The organism is Halopseudomonas litoralis (genome assembly GCF_900105005.1).
Taxonomy (GTDB): domain Bacteria; phylum Pseudomonadota; class Gammaproteobacteria; order Pseudomonadales; family Pseudomonadaceae; genus Halopseudomonas; species Halopseudomonas litoralis.
The window spans coordinates 637,276-654,268 of record NZ_LT629748.1 but is presented as its reverse complement, the minus strand read 5'-3'; the positions used below and the strand labels follow the sequence as shown (position 1 = coordinate 654,268).

The window sequence follows — 16,993 nt, the reverse complement described above, 5'->3', positions numbered from 1 at the left end:
ATACATTTAGCCGGTGACGCAACTTTTTAGCGATACTGTACAGACTTACAATGTGTTCATTTTCTGTACATACAGGGAACATAATGCCAAAAACCATCTCTTGGGAAAGACGCTATCAATTCCATTTGCTGGAAGTCATCGCCCACTGGGAAGGGCGAGTTACCGCAGAGCACCTTAACCGCGCATTCGGCATCAGCAGCCGCACCACCAGCGCGCGCATCTTCCGAGAGTACCGGGATCGCGCACCTGACAACCTGGTTTATAATCCGCAGCGCCGAGGCTACGTCCCCGACACAAGCTTCCAGCCCCTCTTCAGTAAGGGCATTCTCGACGAGTACCTTGCGTTGTTGGGACAGCATAATACCCTGAACCCATCATTCGCCGGACTGAAAGACGTGCCAACTCCAACGGAGTTGGTATCAACTATTCACAGAACCGTGTCCCCTGAAGTTGTACGCCTGTTGGTACAGGCAACCCAGGATCGCAGTAGAGTGGAGCTATTGTATCGCTCCCTGTCGAACCCCACAGGTGAAGAGCGCATCATTGCGCCCCACACGCTGGTATATGCAGGCCACCGCTGGCACGCTCGGGCTTGGTGCGAAAGAAACAGGGATTTCCGCGATTTCGTGCTGACGAGGATCGCATCCGGGGTGGAGCTGATCGGCAACGCCCTAGAACAGGCAGCCCCTGAACTGGACCAGGACTGGCAGCAGCAGCTCACACTGTGCCTTGTTCCCAACCCCGGTCTGAGCAAGGAGCAGCAGGAGCTGATAGCCCTAGACTACGGCATGGACGATCGCCGGGAACTAAGGATTCCTGTCCGGCGCGCGCTGGCCCATTATCTGCTTCAATCCCTGAATATCATCTGGGAGTCTAAGGACGCTCTGCCCCATGAGCAGCCGCTGACCATCCGTAACCGAGACGACATCGCACCCTATCTCTTCGGTAGCTAGAGCCCAGGGATGGATAACCAGGCCCTGGTTGCCAAGACCACAATGCATATCGCGGGCGTCACAGCCGTGGTTTCAGGCCATAGGTGCTGACCAGATTATCCGCAAGGGTAACCAGTTGTGGATTGATACATTGGAAAAACCCGATGACCGACACTGCGTAACGCGCGGGAGAGGCTCCATGAAAATCGGCGAGACGCAAAACGTCCCGGTCACCACCGAGGGAGTTGCAGGTGCTGGTGTTAATCTGGGTGGGCGGTCCGCGCTGATAGATGCCATAGCCTTCGTGAATATGCCCAACGATATGGGCTTTGAGGAACAGCCTATCAATACGCCGCAAAAGTTCAGAACATCAGAGACCTTCAAGGAAATTGTTTGGTCTAAATGGTGAGGTATCAATGAAGCCCGGTGCTATTCACCATCCGCAACCCCGCCGCATCACAGAACACCCCTATCATACGCTCCTGCAGACAAGTCTTATCAGCCTGCAGCAATGCCAGTTCATCCAATTGCATGATGAGTGCCGGCAGTTCCTCCAGCTGAATACGGGCGGCTGCCGCTTTGCCGATCTCAGCCAGCAGTGCCAGTTGTCGATCGCGGTTACTGTCAAAAGCCTCTTCAGACAGCAGCGACTCCAGTGCATCAGCGACGCCAACCCAATCAGCGCTGCTCGCCAGCGAATCAGTACTCGGCTCCCCGGTCGGGAACAGTCGGGTGATTGCAGGCACAGCCTGGCTGGCAGACTCTCCGCGCCCCCATCCAAGAATGGCCAGAGCCACGGCGGCGTATTGATTGGCAGCAGGCCAGGCGGCTATCTGCTGCACACCTGCAGCAGGCAGGGCTGCGCGCGCCCTTTGCAATTGCCGTTCAGCAAACCACTGCTGCGACTGCTGAATGCGATCAGGTATTTGCAGCAGCAGGCGCCAGCAAAAGCCGCCCAGCGCCATCAACCATTGCAGCAGGAGCAGGAGCATTCCCAGCAATGTCGCTGTCATGGTTACCAGCAGGCTAACCAGCATAAATGCCAGATGGGCATTGGCCGCCTTACGACCACGCACCTGAACGCCGAACAGTTTGGCGGATGAACGACCTGGCTTTACCCAGTTGAAGGTGCCCAGCTGGTTTTTGCTGGAGAAGGTAAGACCGGACTTGGACATGTTCAGCTTTGTCGGCCCGCTTCCATAGCGGCCACGCAACACCAGCCTGCCATTCTGCAAAGCCATCTGGGTGTTTCTGGCAAGGCTTCGCGACACCCGTACACCGTGCTGGCTATTGGCAGTCAGATTGAGTCCGGCTGCCTTTGTCTGGGCACGCAGCGAGATTCCACCGGTACGACTGACCCAAAGGTTCCTGCCACGGTGCTCGATACGTACCTGCTTACCATCCCTGCCCTGCTTGCCAAGGTTGAACCAACCCATGCTGCTGCTCCCTGAAAACTTAGTTATGGTGATTTCTAGTGTATGGAAGCATGCTGAAGGGGTGGCGCATCCTGTTGGTTGATCACCGCGACGATCACAACCAACAGAGGAATGATACGCCATGTCCAAGTCTAACCTGCATGCTCTTTCACAACCAGAGATGACCATCAACGACCCGCTGCACGAGCTGATTCGGCAAGGTGCGCGTGACCTGATTGCCCGGGCAGTTGAGACGGAGCTCGAAGGTCTCTTGAGCCAGCACGCGGACATCAAGACGGCCGGTGGCCGCCAGGCGGTGGTACGCAATGGGCATCTTCCCAAGCGCACCATCCAGACCGGTGTTGGTGATGTGGAGGTTCAGGTGCCCAAAGTCCGAGACTGCAGTGATTCCGGCATTCGCGTCAACAGCCACCTGCTTCCGCCTTACCTGGAGCTGGTAGCTGTTGAGGACGGCCACCGGGAGTCCGAAGCCAGTTGGCGGGAGCTGCTCGGGGCTGAAAGAACGAGGTCTGAAGCTGCCTGATGGTCATACACCAGATTTGACAATAACTCTGAAGGCCATGGGATGTATCAGGGTCGCAGTACGCCACTGATCAACGTCAGTATCTGCACCGAGTGGTATGAGCCGAGTGATTATCCGATTGTTTTTGGGCTAACCTGACGGCACATGTGCGCTTTCTTGAGCTGAGGTATGTGAGCGAAATGGACAAAAAAGACGAGCGATACGAAAAAGCACTGCTGGCAGCTGAGCAGCTGCTGGAGTCAAGGAAACGAGCGAAATCCTGGTTACAGCATTACGTGCGCGGACTTGACGCAAAGCCAATCGACTTGCTCGACAGCGACGAGGGGCTCGCCGCTGTGCTGACGATAATCGGGCGGCTGGAGCATGGCGTCGTCACATAGATTGCCGCAAGCGCTACTCTGACCTGTGCAATGACGCCCTGCTGGCAAGCAAACCACAATCTCCAGACCCTCAATTGCTGCCTTCAATTGAGCCGCTTATACATGCGCCCGTCATGTTGCGACTTTACGTACCAGAAATGACTGGGGCGGCGCTCAAATGCTTTCCTCCAATTACATACCTCAGCAGACAATCGATCGCACATCCGCACAATCCCAGCCACCTGATAAGGATCTGAGTGTCTAGAGCTGCTCAGCGCTAGGCAAGCAGTCAGCGCCTCGAACAGCGGAGCAGACTTCATACGAAGGTGTTCCAGCGGTGCTGAAAGCACCATAAAGCTGTAGGCCTCATGCGCTCCAGACACCCCATTGCTGTCGTTATAAAACATTCGGACTTTACCAATATCGTGCAACAACCCTCCTATGAATGCGACCCATGTTGTCCTCATACCCAGTTGATGCTGACTACACAACGTGGCGGCACTCACTGCCACTTCATAGCTGTGAGCCAGCAAGCCGCCGACATGGTTGTGATGGTAGCCGTGACTGGCCTTATCACTGCAGAATGCAAGCATCAGTTGGTCGTCCATAAGCACATCAAGCAGAAAGCTTTTCAGTATCGCATCGTCGATGTAAGCCAACATACTCCAGACTTTCACCAGCGTTCTCTTCTGCAAACCGCTGGCCCATTGAGCCTGACGTTCCACCTGCGAGCGAGGAATGCAGTCCGGCAAGGGTCGCAGCCTGACAAGGTCGCGTCCTTCACCTTCTGTCGAAAACTCCACCACAACCCACTGGCCATTAGAGTTACAGGGTTGCAGCTGCTCCATGCGCAAGTAAGGAGCGGGCTCTCGTTCCAGCCCAGTGACGCACCAATTGAGCGCCCCGCCTTCTTCTAATTGCTGCTCAACCCAATACAAGGAGGAGCGAGTTCGTGTCATCAATGAACGCATCAGCCCACCTCCTCACACAGTTCTTGATCCAGCAATTGCTCAAACGCACTACCGTCCTGTCTGATCAGGTTAGGGATGTAACGTGAATACACGCGGAACAGCATGCTTGTATTCGCATGGCCCAGCTGCCTGGCAATCCACTCCGGGTTTTCTCCTGCAGCCAGCCAGAGTGTCGCAGCCGTGTGCCTGGACTGATAAGGGTTACGCTTTCGCAATCTGAGATATTCCAGCAAGGGATACCAAACGCGGCGCGTTACATTTCGGTGGTTCAGCGGCTGGCCATTCCTGGCGGTGAATACAAAGCGGTTTTTTTCATCAGACCGTTTCCACTGTTCATGTAGGGCATCGTAAACAACCTGTGACATAGCCAATGTCCGGTAAGAACTCGCCGTTTTGGTCTTTTCAACCTGGCCACGAACCAAGGCCTGACGAATGTGGATCTGCCGTGAGCCAAAGTCGACGTCACCCCATGTCAGGCCGTCGATTTCCCCGGTACGCATGCCAGTAAAAAACCGCACCAAGTAGTAGGAACGAAAGTCTGCGCGCACATTATCAATGATCAACAGAACCTCTTTCAGCGTGAACGGTTGGATGTCTGCTCTGGGCATCGGCAATGCCTTGATATTGCGCCACGGCGATTCATACCCGAAACGCTCAGCCGCCTCATTCAATATCATGCGCAGCGCCGTCATGATGTGGTTGACCCGTGACGCTGAGAGCTGCTTCCCCGTCTCCGCATCTGCTTGGCACAACAGGCCACGTAAAGCCATGATCTCGCCTTTGCTGATGACACCTATGGGGTTACCCCGATAGTACGGCACCAAGTGACAACGCAGAATGCCTTCGATTGTCTCTATGTGACTGAGGCGCCATTCCGCACGTTTCTCCTCCAACCACAGATTCGCAAATACCTCGAACAGCATTTTTCCGCCCACCGCCTTCTGCTGAACCAGTTGCTCAATCTGCCGGAAGTGTTCAACTTTTGGGCTCCCCGGAAAATGCTTGCCATAATCAAAAGTACCGCGCTGAATCTCCAGCTCAAGTTTCGCCAGCACTGCTGCCAACGCCTTGCGATTGGCAGGCGAATCACTCAACTTGGTATGTTCCCGGCAACGCACACTGCGATACCGGAAATCCAGATAAAGGCGACCATCTCGTACGTTCACGCTACCCATGACAGCCTCCTTTATTGCAGATTCTTAATGATCTGATGCGCGGCATCGCCTTGCAGCATCGTTTCTTCGACCCGCTCCCAGATGAACAGGATTTTCCGTCCTCCAAAGGGGCGAATGTAATGAACCCCATCATGCAGAACCGCATCCTTCAGGCATTGGCGGATGGTGCGAACGTCATACTTGATCCGAGCCGACAGCTCTTCAGTAGTCAGATAGGTATGTGCCATAATGCTTTCCTCGCTTTTTTCTCTTCAGAAGAATCAAATGACCTACAGGAGAGAATTTAGCACACACAAAACCTATTGCAAGCACTTTTTCACTACTGCAGGTCTTTTTGCACCAAAGAGAGGCTTTATGATCAAATGCCACCTTTCTAGAATCTTGGGCGAGCGGAAGCAAAAAATTGCTGAAGTGGCCCGTGACACGGATATCAACCGGAATACTCTGCACCGGCTGTACAATGAAACCGCAACGCGGGTGGAGCTGGATGTAATCGACCAGCTGTGTCGGTATTTGGATATTCAGGTGGGGGAGTTGTTTGAGGTGGTGGAGCACGCTGACCAACAACTACTTTGAAACGCACCAAGGCAAGGCGGAGAAAAGTGGGACGCTTGGCTTTATGGGAGACAGATGAGAACGGCGTCAGGAGCCCACTGTGATGATCGAATGTAGGCCGGCAGGTCAGAGCCAGATTTTAGGATGCACTATGTAGTGGGAAGCCAGTTGGCAAGCGGGGCTGGCGAGTATTCCATTCTTCAATCTTTGCCGGAGGAATGTTCTCTTTAGCCACCTGGCGGTATCAGACCGGAGCATCCGCCGCTATGTGCAAGCGCTCAAGCAGCAGGTTGCCAGCGGTCAGTTACGCTAAAACGAACCGGTCGTTGAGTCCGTACCGGGCGTTCAGTGTCAGGTCGATCCCGGCGAGTTGCGCGGCGTCATGAATTGACTTAGCTCAGGTACCGCTTCGCTGAATCCCTGCTAGCCTCATGGCATTCACTTCAAATGCTGGGTGGGGCTGAATATGTTCCTAGGCCAGTATGTTGCAGAAATCCAAAACCTCGCAACAGCTCTACATAAGGCTTACAGGCGGCTAGAGAAGAATTCGGATGATGAGGCGCTGCACGATTTGCGCATCGCTGTCAGGCGTATCCGCAGCTTAATAGGCCCTCTCCGCTCGTTACCTGAAAACCATGCTTTGCGCGAGGCCACCGCTGCGGTTGGTCGACTGACGACTCCGACGCGAGATCTGGAAGTGCTGATCGTTGAGTTGCAAAAGCAGGGCTATTCGGCGCTGGCGGGCACAAGGCGTGCTTCGTTGGAGACTGAATATCAGCAGATTACCCAAGCGCCGGAGATGCAGCACCTGTTTGCCGAGCTTGACCAATGGCCTGCCGCGTTTGCCCGATCCAGACTCGGTGATGACTCAGCTGAGCTCAAGCGTACTATCAGCAAAGCGCTGAACCGGCAAATCAGGAAGCTGCATGCGGGGGTGCATGATGCTGAGCTCGACCGACATCAGTTGCGCATACTGGTAAAACGCACCCGCTATCTTACCGACGCTTTCCCCTCATTATCGCCACTGCCGAATGATGCAGCTGCGTCACTGAAGAAGGCTCAAGCTGCGCTCGGCGCATGGCATGATCACTTTCAATGGTGCCTTCGAGTGCAGCAGGAAGACGAACTGGAGTCACTGGCCCAGAAATGGGCCGATGCGGCGGAGCAAGAGCTTGAGGTCGCCGAAACGGCGTTGAAAAAGCTGGCTCGTTTGCTACCAGACGAGTAAGCATAGTACCGGGTTGGATCTGCCCTGAATCACCCTCAACCAACCAACCAACCAACCAACACCACACCCGCCGGCAGCTGTCTGACTTTTGCGCCATAGGCATTGCGAATCAGCCCGGCGACGTCGGAGAGCTGGTAGAGCTTGAAACGGGCCTGCACTCTGCGCTGGCCCAGCTTTTCATTCATCAACATAATTCTGCCGGAATAGTAGCGGTTGAGTTCATTGGTGACATGCGCCAGTGTTTCATTTTCAAAAATCAGCAAACGCTGTCGCCAAGCGGTAACCGCTTGGGTATTGACCTCGACTGGTTCGCTATGCGATTGCTCGCTGTAGCTGATCTGCTGATTGCTACTTAACTGAAAGTTGCTGCCCTGATGAGAAACCGTCAAATGGTCGGCAAGTACGTTAGCCGGGCCCAGATCCAGGGCGTTACCTGGCCACTGCCGAAGGACTTGGACGAGATTCGGCTGCACGCGCTGCCGTTCTCGGCCAAGGCACCACCGTCACGCTTTGCCGAGCCCGATTACTTCCAGGTTCATCAAGAGCTCAAGACCAAAGGCGTCACCTTGCAACTGCTCTGGGCCGAGTATGTAGAACGCCACGGCGACAACGCGTATCGCTACAGCCAGTACTGCCATCACTACCGGCTCTGGCGTGGCAGGCACCGCCGCAGCATTCGCCAGGCCCACCGCGCGCGAGAAGATCTTTATCGATTACTGTGGCCCTACTGTGCCTGTGGCGGGCCGCTCTACCGGTGAGGTGCGCAAGGCCAAGGTCTTTGTGGCAATGAACACCGGCTTTCTAGGGGGAGCAGTCACGATTTGGTCACGCCCTAGTCACAGAGTCAAAATTACTCGCAGGCCAACATCATAAAACCAAACCTAAAAAACGAAAAAAGCCCTTAGCTTTCAACAAGCTAAGGGCTTTTTAATATGGCGCAGTGGACGGGACTCGAACCCGCGACCCCCGGCGTGACAGGCCGGTATTCTAACCAACTGAACTACCACTGCGCGTTACCTCGAGTGGTGGGTGATGACGGGATCGAACCGCCGACCCTCTGCTTGTAAGGCAGATGCTCTCCCAGCTGAGCTAATCACCCGTTTACTCTCGAAGTGGGGCGCATTCTAGGCAGGTTTTTTGCTTCTGGCAATAGCTTTTGTGAAAAAATTCTCGCTTTCTTTCAATACGTTATGCAGCCGTCGGCCAGGACTGGCTGAAAAGGCTTTCACGCGCAATAATGCCCGCCCTTTCAAGCTCTTTCATCCACGCACCTTCACAAGGACTACCCATGTGGTTTCGTAATCTATTGCTCTACCGTTTCAGCCAGGATGTCCCCTTCACCGAAGCAGAACTGCTCGCCGCTCTTGAGGAGCGCCCCGCCCGCCCCTGCGCCAGCCAGGAAACCCACACCCTGGGCTGGACCACGCCCTTCGGACGTCATTCCGAAAACCTGCTGCAGGTCGGTGATGGCTACTGGCTGATCGCGCTGCGCAAAGAGGAACGCATTCTGCCCGGCAGCGTAGTAAAGGATGCCCTGGCCGAAAAGGTTGAAGAAATCGAAGCCCGCGACGCTCGCAAGATCTACAAGAAGGAACGCGACACGCTAAAGGACGACATCATCATGTCGCTGCTCCCGCGCGCCTTCACCCGCACCCAGACCACCCTCGCCTGCATCGCACCGAAGGAAGGCTGGATTGTAGTGGATACTTCAAGCGCCAAACGTGCCGAAGACCTGCTCAGCTTGCTGCGCGAAGGCACTGGCAGCCTGCCGGTGCGCCCGATGAACGTGAAAATGGCGCCCGCCGCGTGCATGACCGACTGGGTCAAGAGCGGCCAGGCGCCGGAAGGCCTGCTGATCTCCGATGAATGTGAACTGCGCGACACAGGTGAAGATGGCGGTGTGATTCGTTGCAAGCGTCAGGACCTGTCCAGCGACGAAATCCAACAGCACCTGACTGTCGGCAAGCAGGTCAGCCAGCTGGCGTTGCATTGGCATGACAAGCTGTCCTTCACTCTGGACGACAAGCTGGCGGTCAAACGCCTGCGTTTTGAGGAATTGCTGCGTGACGAAGCCGACGACCAGGGCGGCGATGACATGGCCGGCCAGCTCGATGCCAGCTTCATCATCATGTCCCGCACCTTGTCAGAACTGCTGCCGGCGCTGACCACTGCGCTGGGCGGAGAAGACATTCCTCAGGGAATCTGAGCCCACAACCGTGACGCTATCGGGGCTTGGGCAAGCTATCCACAAAACCTGTGGAAAACTCTGTGGATAGCCTGCCTAAAACTCGTTCCACAGCATGAAATACATGGCTGCGAGTTAGAATGGTTAAAATATAACCAACAATTTTTACCAATAAAATCAATAGGTTAGACTAGAGCTTGATATATCAGGGACTTATAGCTCAGTTCTCGCACAGATCTAAAGGAGCGCCCTTTGACTGTGCACAATGTCAAGCGCCAATATCTCAAAATCGCGTAAAAAACCGGGCCAAAACTTGGCATCAGCTATTGACGAACCCGCCCGCAGACTGTCCCCACATCACACCCTTTTTCGCAAAAGCCTCGGATAACCATGGTTCAGGTAAGCGGCCTTGGCCGCGAACAGGCCTGCTCCCCAAAACCGTCGCGCGCTGTTGTAAGAGACCCGCCTCGGGGTGATATGCCTCTATCGTTCCTCGTGCTGGTCCAGCCAAGCGTTGGCGTCTCGACCGGGGGCGGTGTGGGGGTAGTATCGGGCGATATAGCGCATGCGCTGCTGGCCGATCTGCGTGTCGCCGGCTTCGATGGCTTGCAGTGCCAATCGGTACTCGGCCTTCGCCATCTTCTCCAGCAGCTCATTCAACCGGGGAGCGATTTCGGCGCGGTAGTCGGAATCAGGAAAATCACTGACAAACTCGGAGAACAGAGCATGAACCTTGCGCCCCTCCTTCAGCCGCAGTGCGTCATCATCTTCAGTCATCTCAAACCGGGCATATTGCGCAAGCGTCATCAGGTAGGCGGAGTAATCCGGGTAGGGCGGATCGACATGCCGCTTGCGGTAATCCTCGAGCAAGGCTTCAACTGCCACCACTTCGCCCTGTTGCAGGCAGATATAGGCCGCCTGCTGCTCAAGCTCCGGCGCCTTGTGCCGGCGCAGATCAGCAACCAATCCATTATCGCAGCGGCCCATGCTGATCTTGGCCCGCGCATCGACCAAACCTGCCTCAGTCTGCTGCGATGAGCCCATTCCCGCGCACCCCGTCAGCCCGGTCAGCAACATCAGCACCACAAATAAACGCATCAGATATCCCCTGCCATCATGGCCGTTGTTCCATTTCACTGTAATTGCGCGCGCCAGCTGACCCAGCCCTGCGCATTCGGTTGGCCAAGCAGCCTCAGACCATCAGCCAGCCCACGCTCGGCATCCGGCCGCGCCTGTAATTGCACGTTGAGTTTCATCGGTTGCCCGGGACGCCAGCGCGCGTCACCCATCAGCCCCAGCGGGCCGCCCTGGTCCTGCAGGTTGAGCAGCAACCAGCCGTCTGCGTTCTCCAGTGTTGCGGTCAGATGCCCGAACGGCATTGCCTGCGGCAAACCGCCCGCCGCATCCTGCCATACCAGGCGACCATTGGCTGCAACCACCGATTCGAAATCCTTCAGTTCCAGCTCGGGCACATCCAGTAGCCAGACGCCACGCAGGACAAAGGGCGCGTTATTGATGGCCGCCATGCTCGCCGCGTCGAGCGTACCGTTGATCTGGCTGATGGTCAGCGAACCCGGACCGACGTGCAGTTGCGCGTTGACCCTGCCGTTACGCGGTTGCCAGAGCAGATCGAGGCCGATCTGGCCATGCAGCAATCGGGACGGCAACCAATCCCAGCTGAGCCGCCCCTGATCGATACCATCCACTTCCATGCGGGCCACCTGCCCGAACCACAGCGTACCGGTCAGCCCATGCAAGGTCACCGGCGCTGGCAACTGTCCCTCCAGTCGCTTCCAGACAAATGCCGCAGGCAGATTCCACAGCAGCATGAGCACATACAACAGCAGCGCGCAGACCACCATCGTCTTGATGTTCCAACCTTTGATCATCAGCGCGGCTCCACTTTCACTCGGGCCGACACCTGGCCCGGTGCCGTTCCCGCGTCCACCGCGAGCTGGCTGACCTGTAAACCATGACGCTGTTCCAGCTCGGCCAGCCACACCAGCAACGCATCAAAGCTCATCTCGTTGAACCACACACGAGCGCCCTGCCCTTCAGGCTGCACGCGCTCCATGGATTCGCGGATACCTGCGGCACTGGCCGATACCTCCACCAAGGTCAGCACCGAACCACCCGCCGCCACACCCCCGCTCTGACTGCTCTGCTGCGCGCCCTGCCGTTTGACCTGCCCGGCTACCTGTTGCATCCAGGTCAGATCCGCCGTCAGCGCGCTGATATCCACCCGCTGCTGCTCGCGCTTCTGCGTCAGCGGTTCCCAGACCAGCAACCAGATCACCAGTATCGACAGCAGCAGGCCACCGCCGATCAGCACCGCACGTTCACGCGGGGCCAGCCCCGCCCACCAGGCATTCATGATCCACCTCTTTGTACCCGAAGTCGGGCGGTAACCCCATCATTGCCTGAATCAGCGCCCTGCAAGGTCTCGCTCATCCCCGTTCCGGCGGCCAGTTTGCTGCGAATACTTTCCAGCTCAGCGAATGACGGCAGCTGCAGTTCCAGCTCTACCTCGGTTGGCGTCGCGCGAAACTGCTTGATCTGCCCTCCTTTACCTTCGCCCACGACCGCCAGAACCTCATACAACAGGCTGCCGGTGCTGCCCTGACTGGACTGCGCCGTGCCGCCGGCCAGTGCCTGGCGGAACTGGGTGACCGGATCAACCCGCCGGCTTTTCGGCAGGGTCCTGTCGAAAAGCTGATCAATTTCCGTCACCAGCCGCTCGCGCTCGCTGGATAACAACATGCCCTCAATCACCAACTGACCAACCAGCACCGTCAGCAGCACGCCTGCCGCAATCATCACCGGCCGCAGCTTGCGCCAAGGCAGCGTGGCCATGCCGTTGGTGTAGGGGCCGCAAAGCAGGTTCAGTACCCGAGCCGGTTGCTGACAGCGCTTGAGCGCCGCGTCCAGCGGCGGGATCAGTTCCGCTTGCTGCAGCTGACAGTCCGCTTCTGACAGCCCCATCTTGGCTAGTTCATAGCCGCTCAGCTCCAGTATCCGCTGCTGCTCATCGAGCTGCGCCAGACGCTGCTTCAGCCAGAACCCGAGCATGCCGGTTTCGATCAATACCGGTTCCTGATCGGCGCTGGTTACCAGCGCTCTATCGACCTCGGCCGGCCAGGGCGAAGGCTGCACCCGCAGCCCTGCCGTCGGTGCCATATCATCGTGCAGACTGGCTTGCGGTAACAGCGCTTCCAGCCGCCAACCGGCTGCATGACAGCTGTCCAGCCAGGCCGCCATATGACGCTGCTCGGTGACGGCGGCCGCATAACGCCCATCCGCTCGACGCGGACCAGCCACCAAGTGCAGCTCTTCCAGCTCCTGGCCCAGTTGATCCTCCAGCGCATAGGGCAGCGCGGCGCGGGCTGCCGAAGCGCTGCGCACCGGTATGGCGATGCGGTACAGATTCACTTCGGTGGCCGGGGCCAGAGCGCGCAGACGTTCGGCTGGGAAGCGGCTGCGTAACTGGGCCAGGCTGTTCTGTCCGGACTCTTCAGGCGTACCCTCACGACCGGTGCGCCACCAGTGCAACCGGGGCGGCTCGAGCGTCTCGATCCCTGGTGATTCAGGTAATAGCACTATCAGCATGTCTGATCCTAAGGCTCGCAGGCCGTTTGTTCTCTGAGAACCACTTTTCCATTGGGTGCATCCAGCAAAGTGCATTGATAAAACCGTCGATTGGCAAACTCCGCCATGATCTGCAGACGCATGAACCAGGGCGCACTCTCACCGGCGGGCCGGTCAGCGAACACGTCCTGCATCAGTTCCGGGCTGCGCTCCAGATCAATGGGGCTGGCGGTTCCCGGGTAAGCGGTTACCCAGGGTGCCAGTGTCTGCCAGGCCTCCGCCGTCATGCCACTGACGCTGTTCAGTTCCGATGCCGCCACCATCGGCCGGTTGCCGGAGACCCTGGCCGGGGTTTCCAGCCGATAGACAGGATCATCCGATTCGGGATTCATCCAGTCACTCACCGCCATCGCCAGTTGCACACCGGAGGGCATCTGCACGCCGCTCTGCTGGCCTACCTGGTCGACCAGACGGGCAAAATAGCCCTGCTCGGTTTCATCTGCGCCGGCCAGTGCATTCAGATTGTAACGACAGCGCATATCATTCAGCGTCGCCTCCAGGCGCACGCCATCCACCTCGAAGGGCAACGCCGGCGACAGGCAGGTATCCCACAGCAAGTCCTCCGGCCCCTCGGCCCGCTCCAGCAACTGCAACACCATATTCTCGGCACCCAGTGCCACCTGGCGTGAAAAATCCCGTTCAAACACCGCACTGGTACGGCGAATATCCGCCTGTCCGCGCATGGCCATGCCCACTGCGGCAACCACCGCCAGTGCCATCACCAGTAGCGCGGTGATCAGCGCCACGCCTTGTTGCTGCTGCCGCGGCTTCACAAACCCACCGCCATCATCCGCCGTATCTCACCCAGCCCCGGCAGGTCCAGTACCACTTCCACCGCCACCGGTAAACCACCCGCTTCCGGATCGGCATCGGCCAGGGGCCAGGCATCGACCCGCTCCAGCCCCGAGGGCGTGCGGACAATGAACACAAACCCACTGTTGGCCCCGAGCAACCGGTGTTCATCGGCCAGCTCGGCAAAGGACCGTACGCGCATGCTCTCGGCATCCACTATATCCACGCCTGGCCATAGACGCCTTTCCAGACCTCGGTCGGTAATCTGCCAGGCGCTACGGCGCAAACGTTGGTCGCCCCCCGCCCCGGCACGCACCAGTTCCAGCAGATGTTCCTCAGCCCCCGGGCGCAAACGCAGTGGCGGCAAAGGGTCGCCAAACTCGTCGCGTACAGTGACATCCACCACCTGCGCCAGATCCCGCTCCAGCACACTCAGAGTCACCTGCAGGTCGGCCAATTGCTGGCCCTGCTCGCGGGTAATGAAGTCCGCATTCAACACGGCGCGCAGGCCCTGATAGGCCACTACACTCATCACCGCAAAAACCGCCATGGCAATGAGCATCTCAAGCAGCGTGAAGCCTAACTGCCGGGATTTATTCGAGCGTCTCATGGCAGCATGAATCCACTGGCCGTGGCACGCTGCGCGTCTTCACCCCTATCGGCCAGCCACAAACGTACATCCACCCGCTTCACCGCCGGGAGGGGGAACGGCGACTGCGCGGTGTAATCACTCATTTCCACCTCGAAGCCGAAACGATACGGCCCCATGGTGACCTCGCCGGTACGCCCTCCTTCCGCCACTGCACGCATACCGGTCTGATATTCGGTTAAAAGGTTCTGCCCAGCCCAGTGCGCCAGGGTGCGTTCCTGCAGATATGCGGTATTACGCGCGTGATCTGCCCCGGTCTTGACCAGCGCGGCGAGCGCCACCGACAGAATGGTCAGCGCTACCAGCACTTCGAGCAGAGTGAATCCGGCCTCGCGCCTAGTTCTGCGGTATGACATCCAGCACCTCGACATGACCTTCCAGCTCTACTCGCATATGGCGTACCAGATCTTTGCCGGGCACCCGCAGGATGATCAGTGCGGGCGTCATCTCGCCGGTATTGCCCAGCCGGATGTGCGGCTCCCAGCCCCGCGTCTGCGGCAGCGGCGTGCGCTCCCCATCCAACTCAAGTTCCACTTCAATCAATCCCGGCTCGAATTGCCGTGGTCCCAATTGCCGGTCCACCAGTGGCTGCCACTCCCGGGTGTTGTCATCCAGCACCACCAATTCAAGAAAGCTGTATCCGTCGCGGCGCAAGCCCAGGGCCCGATCCGACTGACCGGTGATCAACAGTTCATCCCGAGCCAGACTCAGGGTCGCTGCCAGACGTTCCGTTTCGGAGCGCAGCTTGCGTTCGGCCCCATCACCGATCGACAGCGTCGCCAGTCCCGCGACGATGCCGATCAACACCAGCACCACCAGCAATTCCATCAATGTGAAGCCGCGCTGCGTGCGCATGATCAGTTGCGGTTTCCTGGCTCTTCCACGTTCCAGTTACCGATATCGGCATTGGCATCGGTACCGCCGGCGCGGCCATCGGCGCCAAAGCTGTAGATGTCATACTCGCGATCATCGCGGCCCGGACGCAGGTATTGGTATTCATTGCCCCAGGGGTCGTTCTGCAGGCGGTCGATATAGCCGCCGGCACGCCAGTTACGGGCGGTGTCGTTACCGCTGGGTCGCTCCACCAGGGCGCGCAGCCCCTGCTCGGTGGTCGGGTAGTTGAAGTTGTCCAGACGATACAGGTTCAGCGCGCTTTCCATTGCACGGATATCGTTCTGCACCTTGGTGATCCGGGCCTGATCGGGTCGGTCCATGACGCGCGGCACGACGACAGCCGCGAGAATCCCGAGAATGACTACCACCACCATGACTTCGATCAGGGTGAAACCGCGTTGTGCAATGGCTGCTTTTCGTGCTGTATGGGACATATCAGTTGACCAGTTGGTTGAGTTCAAAGATAGGCAACAGGATGGCCAGTACGATAATCAGCACCACGCCCCCCATCGCCAGAATCAGCAAGGGCTCGAAGACACCCATGACCATCGCAATCCGTGCTTCCAGCTCCCGTTCCTGAGTTTCCGCTGCGCGCTCGAGCATCTTGTCCAGCGTGCCGCTGCTCTCGCCGCTCTTGATCAGACTCAGGGTCATCGGCGGAAAATAACCGCTGCGCTCCAGCGAATGACCAACGCCTGCGCCTTCACGGACCTTCTTTGCCGCGTCACTGACCGCGTCGCGCATCGGCGTATTGCTGATCACACTGGCGCTCATATTCAACGCATCCAGCAGCGGCACACCACTGCCGGCCAGAATATTCAGCGTGCGGGCAAAGCGCGCGGTATTCAGGCCGCGAATCAAGCGACCAACCAGCGGCACCTTGAGCATGGTGTGGTCCCAGCGATAGCGCGCCGTGGGTCGTTTGAGAATATGCCGGGTCAATATCACCGCGCCGGCAATCGACAACAGCATGAGCCAGCCCCAATGCCGTACCGTATCACTGGTGGCAATCAGCGCCCGGGTCAGCCAGGGCAACTGCTGATTCATCCCCGCAAACACCTGCACCACTTCCGGGACGACATAGGTCAGCAGTGCGACTACCACCAGCAAGGCTACCAACGTCAGGATCGCCGGATAGAACATCGCCAGCTGGATCTTCTGCCGCATCGCGTTCTGCGCCTCCACGTTATCGGCCAGACGCTCCAGCACCACGTCCATACGCCCGGCCTGTTCGCCGGCGGCGATGGTGGTACGGTAAATGGCGGGAAACACCGAAGGAAATTCACCCATGGCATGGGCCAGCGGCAAGCCCTCCATGACCCGCGTGCGGACCGCCGCCAACGTAGCCTTGACTTTGGGCGACTCGCTTTGCCGGGCCACGGTGCCGAGCACCTCCTCAATCGGCATCCCTGCTTTGGCCAGCGTTGCCATCTGCCGAGTCGCCAGTGACAGCTCCAGCGGTTTGATCCGACGTTGCAATACCGGCATGCGCAGCACGGATTGCTTCTCGGCAATCTCGTTCACCGACATCGGCATCAGTCCCTGCTCGCGCAGACGCCCGCGAACCTGACGGGAGGAATCACCCTCCTCCACGCCCTTGCGAGTCCGGCCGGACTGATCCAGCGCAACGTATTCGAAAGCCGGCATGC

Annotated in this window: 22 protein-coding genes, 2 tRNA genes and 1 pseudogene; 8 read left to right on the top strand and 17 right to left on the bottom strand. The window is 58.0% G+C overall.

Annotation, left to right across the window (positions count from 1 at the left end):
* The first annotated feature begins 83 nt into the window (after positions 1-83).
* Entirely contained in the window at positions 84-953 is an 870-nt protein-coding gene (locus tag BLU11_RS03310) for a WYL domain-containing protein (RefSeq protein ID WP_157718531.1), read from the top strand.
* A 178-nt stretch (positions 954-1,131) separates the two neighbouring features.
* Complete coding sequence (locus BLU11_RS03305; protein ID WP_090272033.1) at positions 1,132-1,341, top strand: hypothetical protein; 210 nt, start codon at positions 1,132-1,134, stop codon at positions 1,339-1,341.
* A 4-nt stretch (positions 1,342-1,345) separates the two neighbouring features.
* On the opposite strand, the gene BLU11_RS03300 is transcribed toward BLU11_RS03305, so the two are convergent.
* Positions 1,346-2,368 (bottom strand): hypothetical protein, encoded by a 1,023-nt coding sequence (locus tag BLU11_RS03300; RefSeq protein ID WP_090272032.1) that lies wholly within the window; start codon positions 2,366-2,368, stop codon positions 1,346-1,348.
* A gap of 121 nt (positions 2,369-2,489) precedes the next feature.
* Here BLU11_RS03300 and BLU11_RS03295 point away from each other — a divergent pair.
* Both BLU11_RS03295 and BLU11_RS03290 read left to right on the top strand, forming a co-directional pair.
* Positions 2,490-2,801: pseudogene (locus tag BLU11_RS03295) on the top strand (transposase); the annotation flags it as partial.
* Positions 2,802-3,070: 269 nt separating this feature from the next.
* On the top strand, positions 3,071-3,271 hold the full coding sequence (locus BLU11_RS03290; RefSeq protein ID WP_157718529.1) for an MbcA/ParS/Xre antitoxin family protein: 201 nt from the start codon (positions 3,071-3,073) through the stop codon (positions 3,269-3,271).
* Between the two features lie 83 nt (positions 3,272-3,354).
* Here the strand turns inward: BLU11_RS03290 and BLU11_RS03285 are convergent, their stop codons facing one another.
* From BLU11_RS03285 to BLU11_RS03275, 3 genes are read right to left on the bottom strand one after another with little or no spacing between them, the layout of a single operon-like run.
* The gene (locus tag BLU11_RS03285; protein WP_090272030.1) at positions 3,355-4,221 is read right to left on the bottom strand and encodes an HDOD domain-containing protein; all 867 of its coding nucleotides are present in this window, start codon (positions 4,219-4,221) and stop codon (positions 3,355-3,357) included.
* On the bottom strand, positions 4,221-5,396 hold the full coding sequence (locus BLU11_RS03280; protein ID WP_090272029.1) for a tyrosine-type recombinase/integrase: 1,176 nt from the start codon (positions 5,394-5,396) through the stop codon (positions 4,221-4,223). Before BLU11_RS03280 ends, BLU11_RS03285 begins: the two co-directional genes overlap by 1 nt.
* An 11-nt stretch (positions 5,397-5,407) precedes the next feature.
* Entirely contained in the window at positions 5,408-5,623 is a 216-nt protein-coding gene (locus BLU11_RS03275; RefSeq protein WP_090272028.1) for a hypothetical protein, read from the bottom strand.
* Between the two features lie 127 nt (positions 5,624-5,750).
* Here BLU11_RS03275 and BLU11_RS03270 point away from each other — a divergent pair, with 127 nt between their 5' ends.
* Together BLU11_RS03270 and BLU11_RS03265 are read left to right on the top strand one after the other, a co-directional pair.
* Positions 5,751-5,972, top strand: a complete 222-nt coding sequence (locus tag BLU11_RS03270) for a helix-turn-helix domain-containing protein (RefSeq protein WP_090276203.1) — start codon at positions 5,751-5,753, stop codon at positions 5,970-5,972.
* 445 nt (positions 5,973-6,417) lie between these two features.
* Positions 6,418-7,179 carry a CHAD domain-containing protein gene (locus BLU11_RS03265; protein ID WP_090272027.1) on the top strand — a complete coding sequence of 254 codons (762 nt, stop codon included), beginning with the start codon at positions 6,418-6,420 and terminating at the stop codon, positions 7,177-7,179.
* Between the two features lie 35 nt (positions 7,180-7,214).
* Here BLU11_RS03265 and BLU11_RS03260 read toward each other — a convergent pair whose 3' ends face one another.
* Positions 7,215-7,568 (bottom strand): FecR family protein, encoded by a 354-nt coding sequence (locus BLU11_RS03260; RefSeq protein WP_172828663.1) that lies wholly within the window; start codon positions 7,566-7,568, stop codon positions 7,215-7,217.
* On the opposite strand from BLU11_RS03260, the gene BLU11_RS03255 reads away from it, so the two are divergent.
* The gene (locus tag BLU11_RS03255) at positions 7,554-7,937 is read left to right on the top strand and encodes a transposase (RefSeq protein WP_197674252.1); all 384 of its coding nucleotides are present in this window, start codon (positions 7,554-7,556) and stop codon (positions 7,935-7,937) included. The genes BLU11_RS03260 and BLU11_RS03255 overlap by 15 nt on opposite strands.
* Before the next feature lie 175 nt (positions 7,938-8,112).
* Here BLU11_RS03255 and BLU11_RS03250 read toward each other — a convergent pair.
* Both BLU11_RS03250 and BLU11_RS03245 read right to left on the bottom strand, forming a co-directional pair.
* Positions 8,113-8,189, bottom strand: a tRNA-Asp gene (locus BLU11_RS03250).
* A gap of 13 nt (positions 8,190-8,202) precedes the next feature.
* A tRNA-Val gene (locus BLU11_RS03245) sits at positions 8,203-8,278 on the bottom strand.
* A gap of 189 nt (positions 8,279-8,467) precedes the next feature.
* Here BLU11_RS03245 and rdgC point away from each other — a divergent pair.
* Complete coding sequence (gene rdgC / locus BLU11_RS03240; protein WP_090272025.1) at positions 8,468-9,385, top strand: recombination-associated protein RdgC; 918 nt, start codon at positions 8,468-8,470, stop codon at positions 9,383-9,385.
* Positions 9,386-9,847: 462 nt separating this feature from the next.
* Here rdgC and bamD read toward each other — a convergent pair whose 3' ends face one another.
* Genes bamD through gspF form a run of 10 tightly spaced genes read right to left on the bottom strand, consistent with a single transcriptional unit; the run spans position 9,848 to position 16,991 of the window.
* The gene (bamD, locus tag BLU11_RS03235; protein WP_090272024.1) at positions 9,848-10,462 is read right to left on the bottom strand and encodes an outer membrane protein assembly factor BamD; all 615 of its coding nucleotides are present in this window, start codon (positions 10,460-10,462) and stop codon (positions 9,848-9,850) included.
* Positions 10,463-10,497: 35 nt separating this feature from the next.
* A complete protein-coding gene (locus tag BLU11_RS03230) occupies positions 10,498-11,253 on the bottom strand; it encodes a type II secretion system protein N (protein ID WP_090272023.1) in 756 nt (251 codons plus the stop codon).
* Positions 11,253-11,738, bottom strand: coding sequence for a type II secretion system protein GspM (gspM, locus tag BLU11_RS03225; RefSeq protein ID WP_090272022.1), 486 nt, complete (start codon positions 11,736-11,738; stop codon positions 11,253-11,255). Before gspM ends, BLU11_RS03230 begins: the two co-directional genes overlap by 1 nt.
* A complete protein-coding gene (gspL, locus tag BLU11_RS03220) occupies positions 11,735-12,970 on the bottom strand; it encodes a type II secretion system protein GspL (protein ID WP_172828662.1) in 1,236 nt (411 codons plus the stop codon). The genes gspM and gspL overlap by 4 nt, the downstream gene beginning before the upstream one ends.
* An 8-nt stretch (positions 12,971-12,978) precedes the next feature.
* On the bottom strand, positions 12,979-13,782 hold the full coding sequence (locus BLU11_RS03215; protein ID WP_197674251.1) for a type II secretion system minor pseudopilin: 804 nt from the start codon (positions 13,780-13,782) through the stop codon (positions 12,979-12,981).
* Positions 13,779-14,411: a type II secretion system minor pseudopilin GspJ gene (gspJ, locus tag BLU11_RS03210; protein WP_090272020.1), complete on the bottom strand. Its 633-nt coding sequence runs from the start codon at positions 14,409-14,411 to the stop codon at positions 13,779-13,781. The genes BLU11_RS03215 and gspJ overlap by 4 nt, the downstream gene beginning before the upstream one ends.
* A complete protein-coding gene (gspI, locus tag BLU11_RS03205; protein ID WP_090272019.1) occupies positions 14,408-14,806 on the bottom strand; it encodes a type II secretion system minor pseudopilin GspI in 399 nt (132 codons plus the stop codon). The genes gspJ and gspI overlap by 4 nt, the downstream gene beginning before the upstream one ends.
* On the bottom strand, positions 14,787-15,305 hold the full coding sequence (gene gspH / locus BLU11_RS03200; protein ID WP_090272018.1) for a type II secretion system minor pseudopilin GspH: 519 nt from the start codon (positions 15,303-15,305) through the stop codon (positions 14,787-14,789). The genes gspI and gspH overlap by 20 nt, the downstream gene beginning before the upstream one ends.
* Positions 15,306-15,307: 2 nt before the next feature.
* Positions 15,308-15,778, bottom strand: a complete 471-nt coding sequence (gene gspG, locus BLU11_RS03195; RefSeq protein ID WP_090272017.1) for a type II secretion system major pseudopilin GspG — start codon at positions 15,776-15,778, stop codon at positions 15,308-15,310.
* Between the two features lies 1 nt (position 15,779).
* Positions 15,780-16,991, bottom strand: a complete 1,212-nt coding sequence (gspF, locus tag BLU11_RS03190; RefSeq protein ID WP_090272016.1) for a type II secretion system inner membrane protein GspF — start codon at positions 16,989-16,991, stop codon at positions 15,780-15,782.
* Positions 16,992-16,993 lie beyond the last annotated feature (2 nt).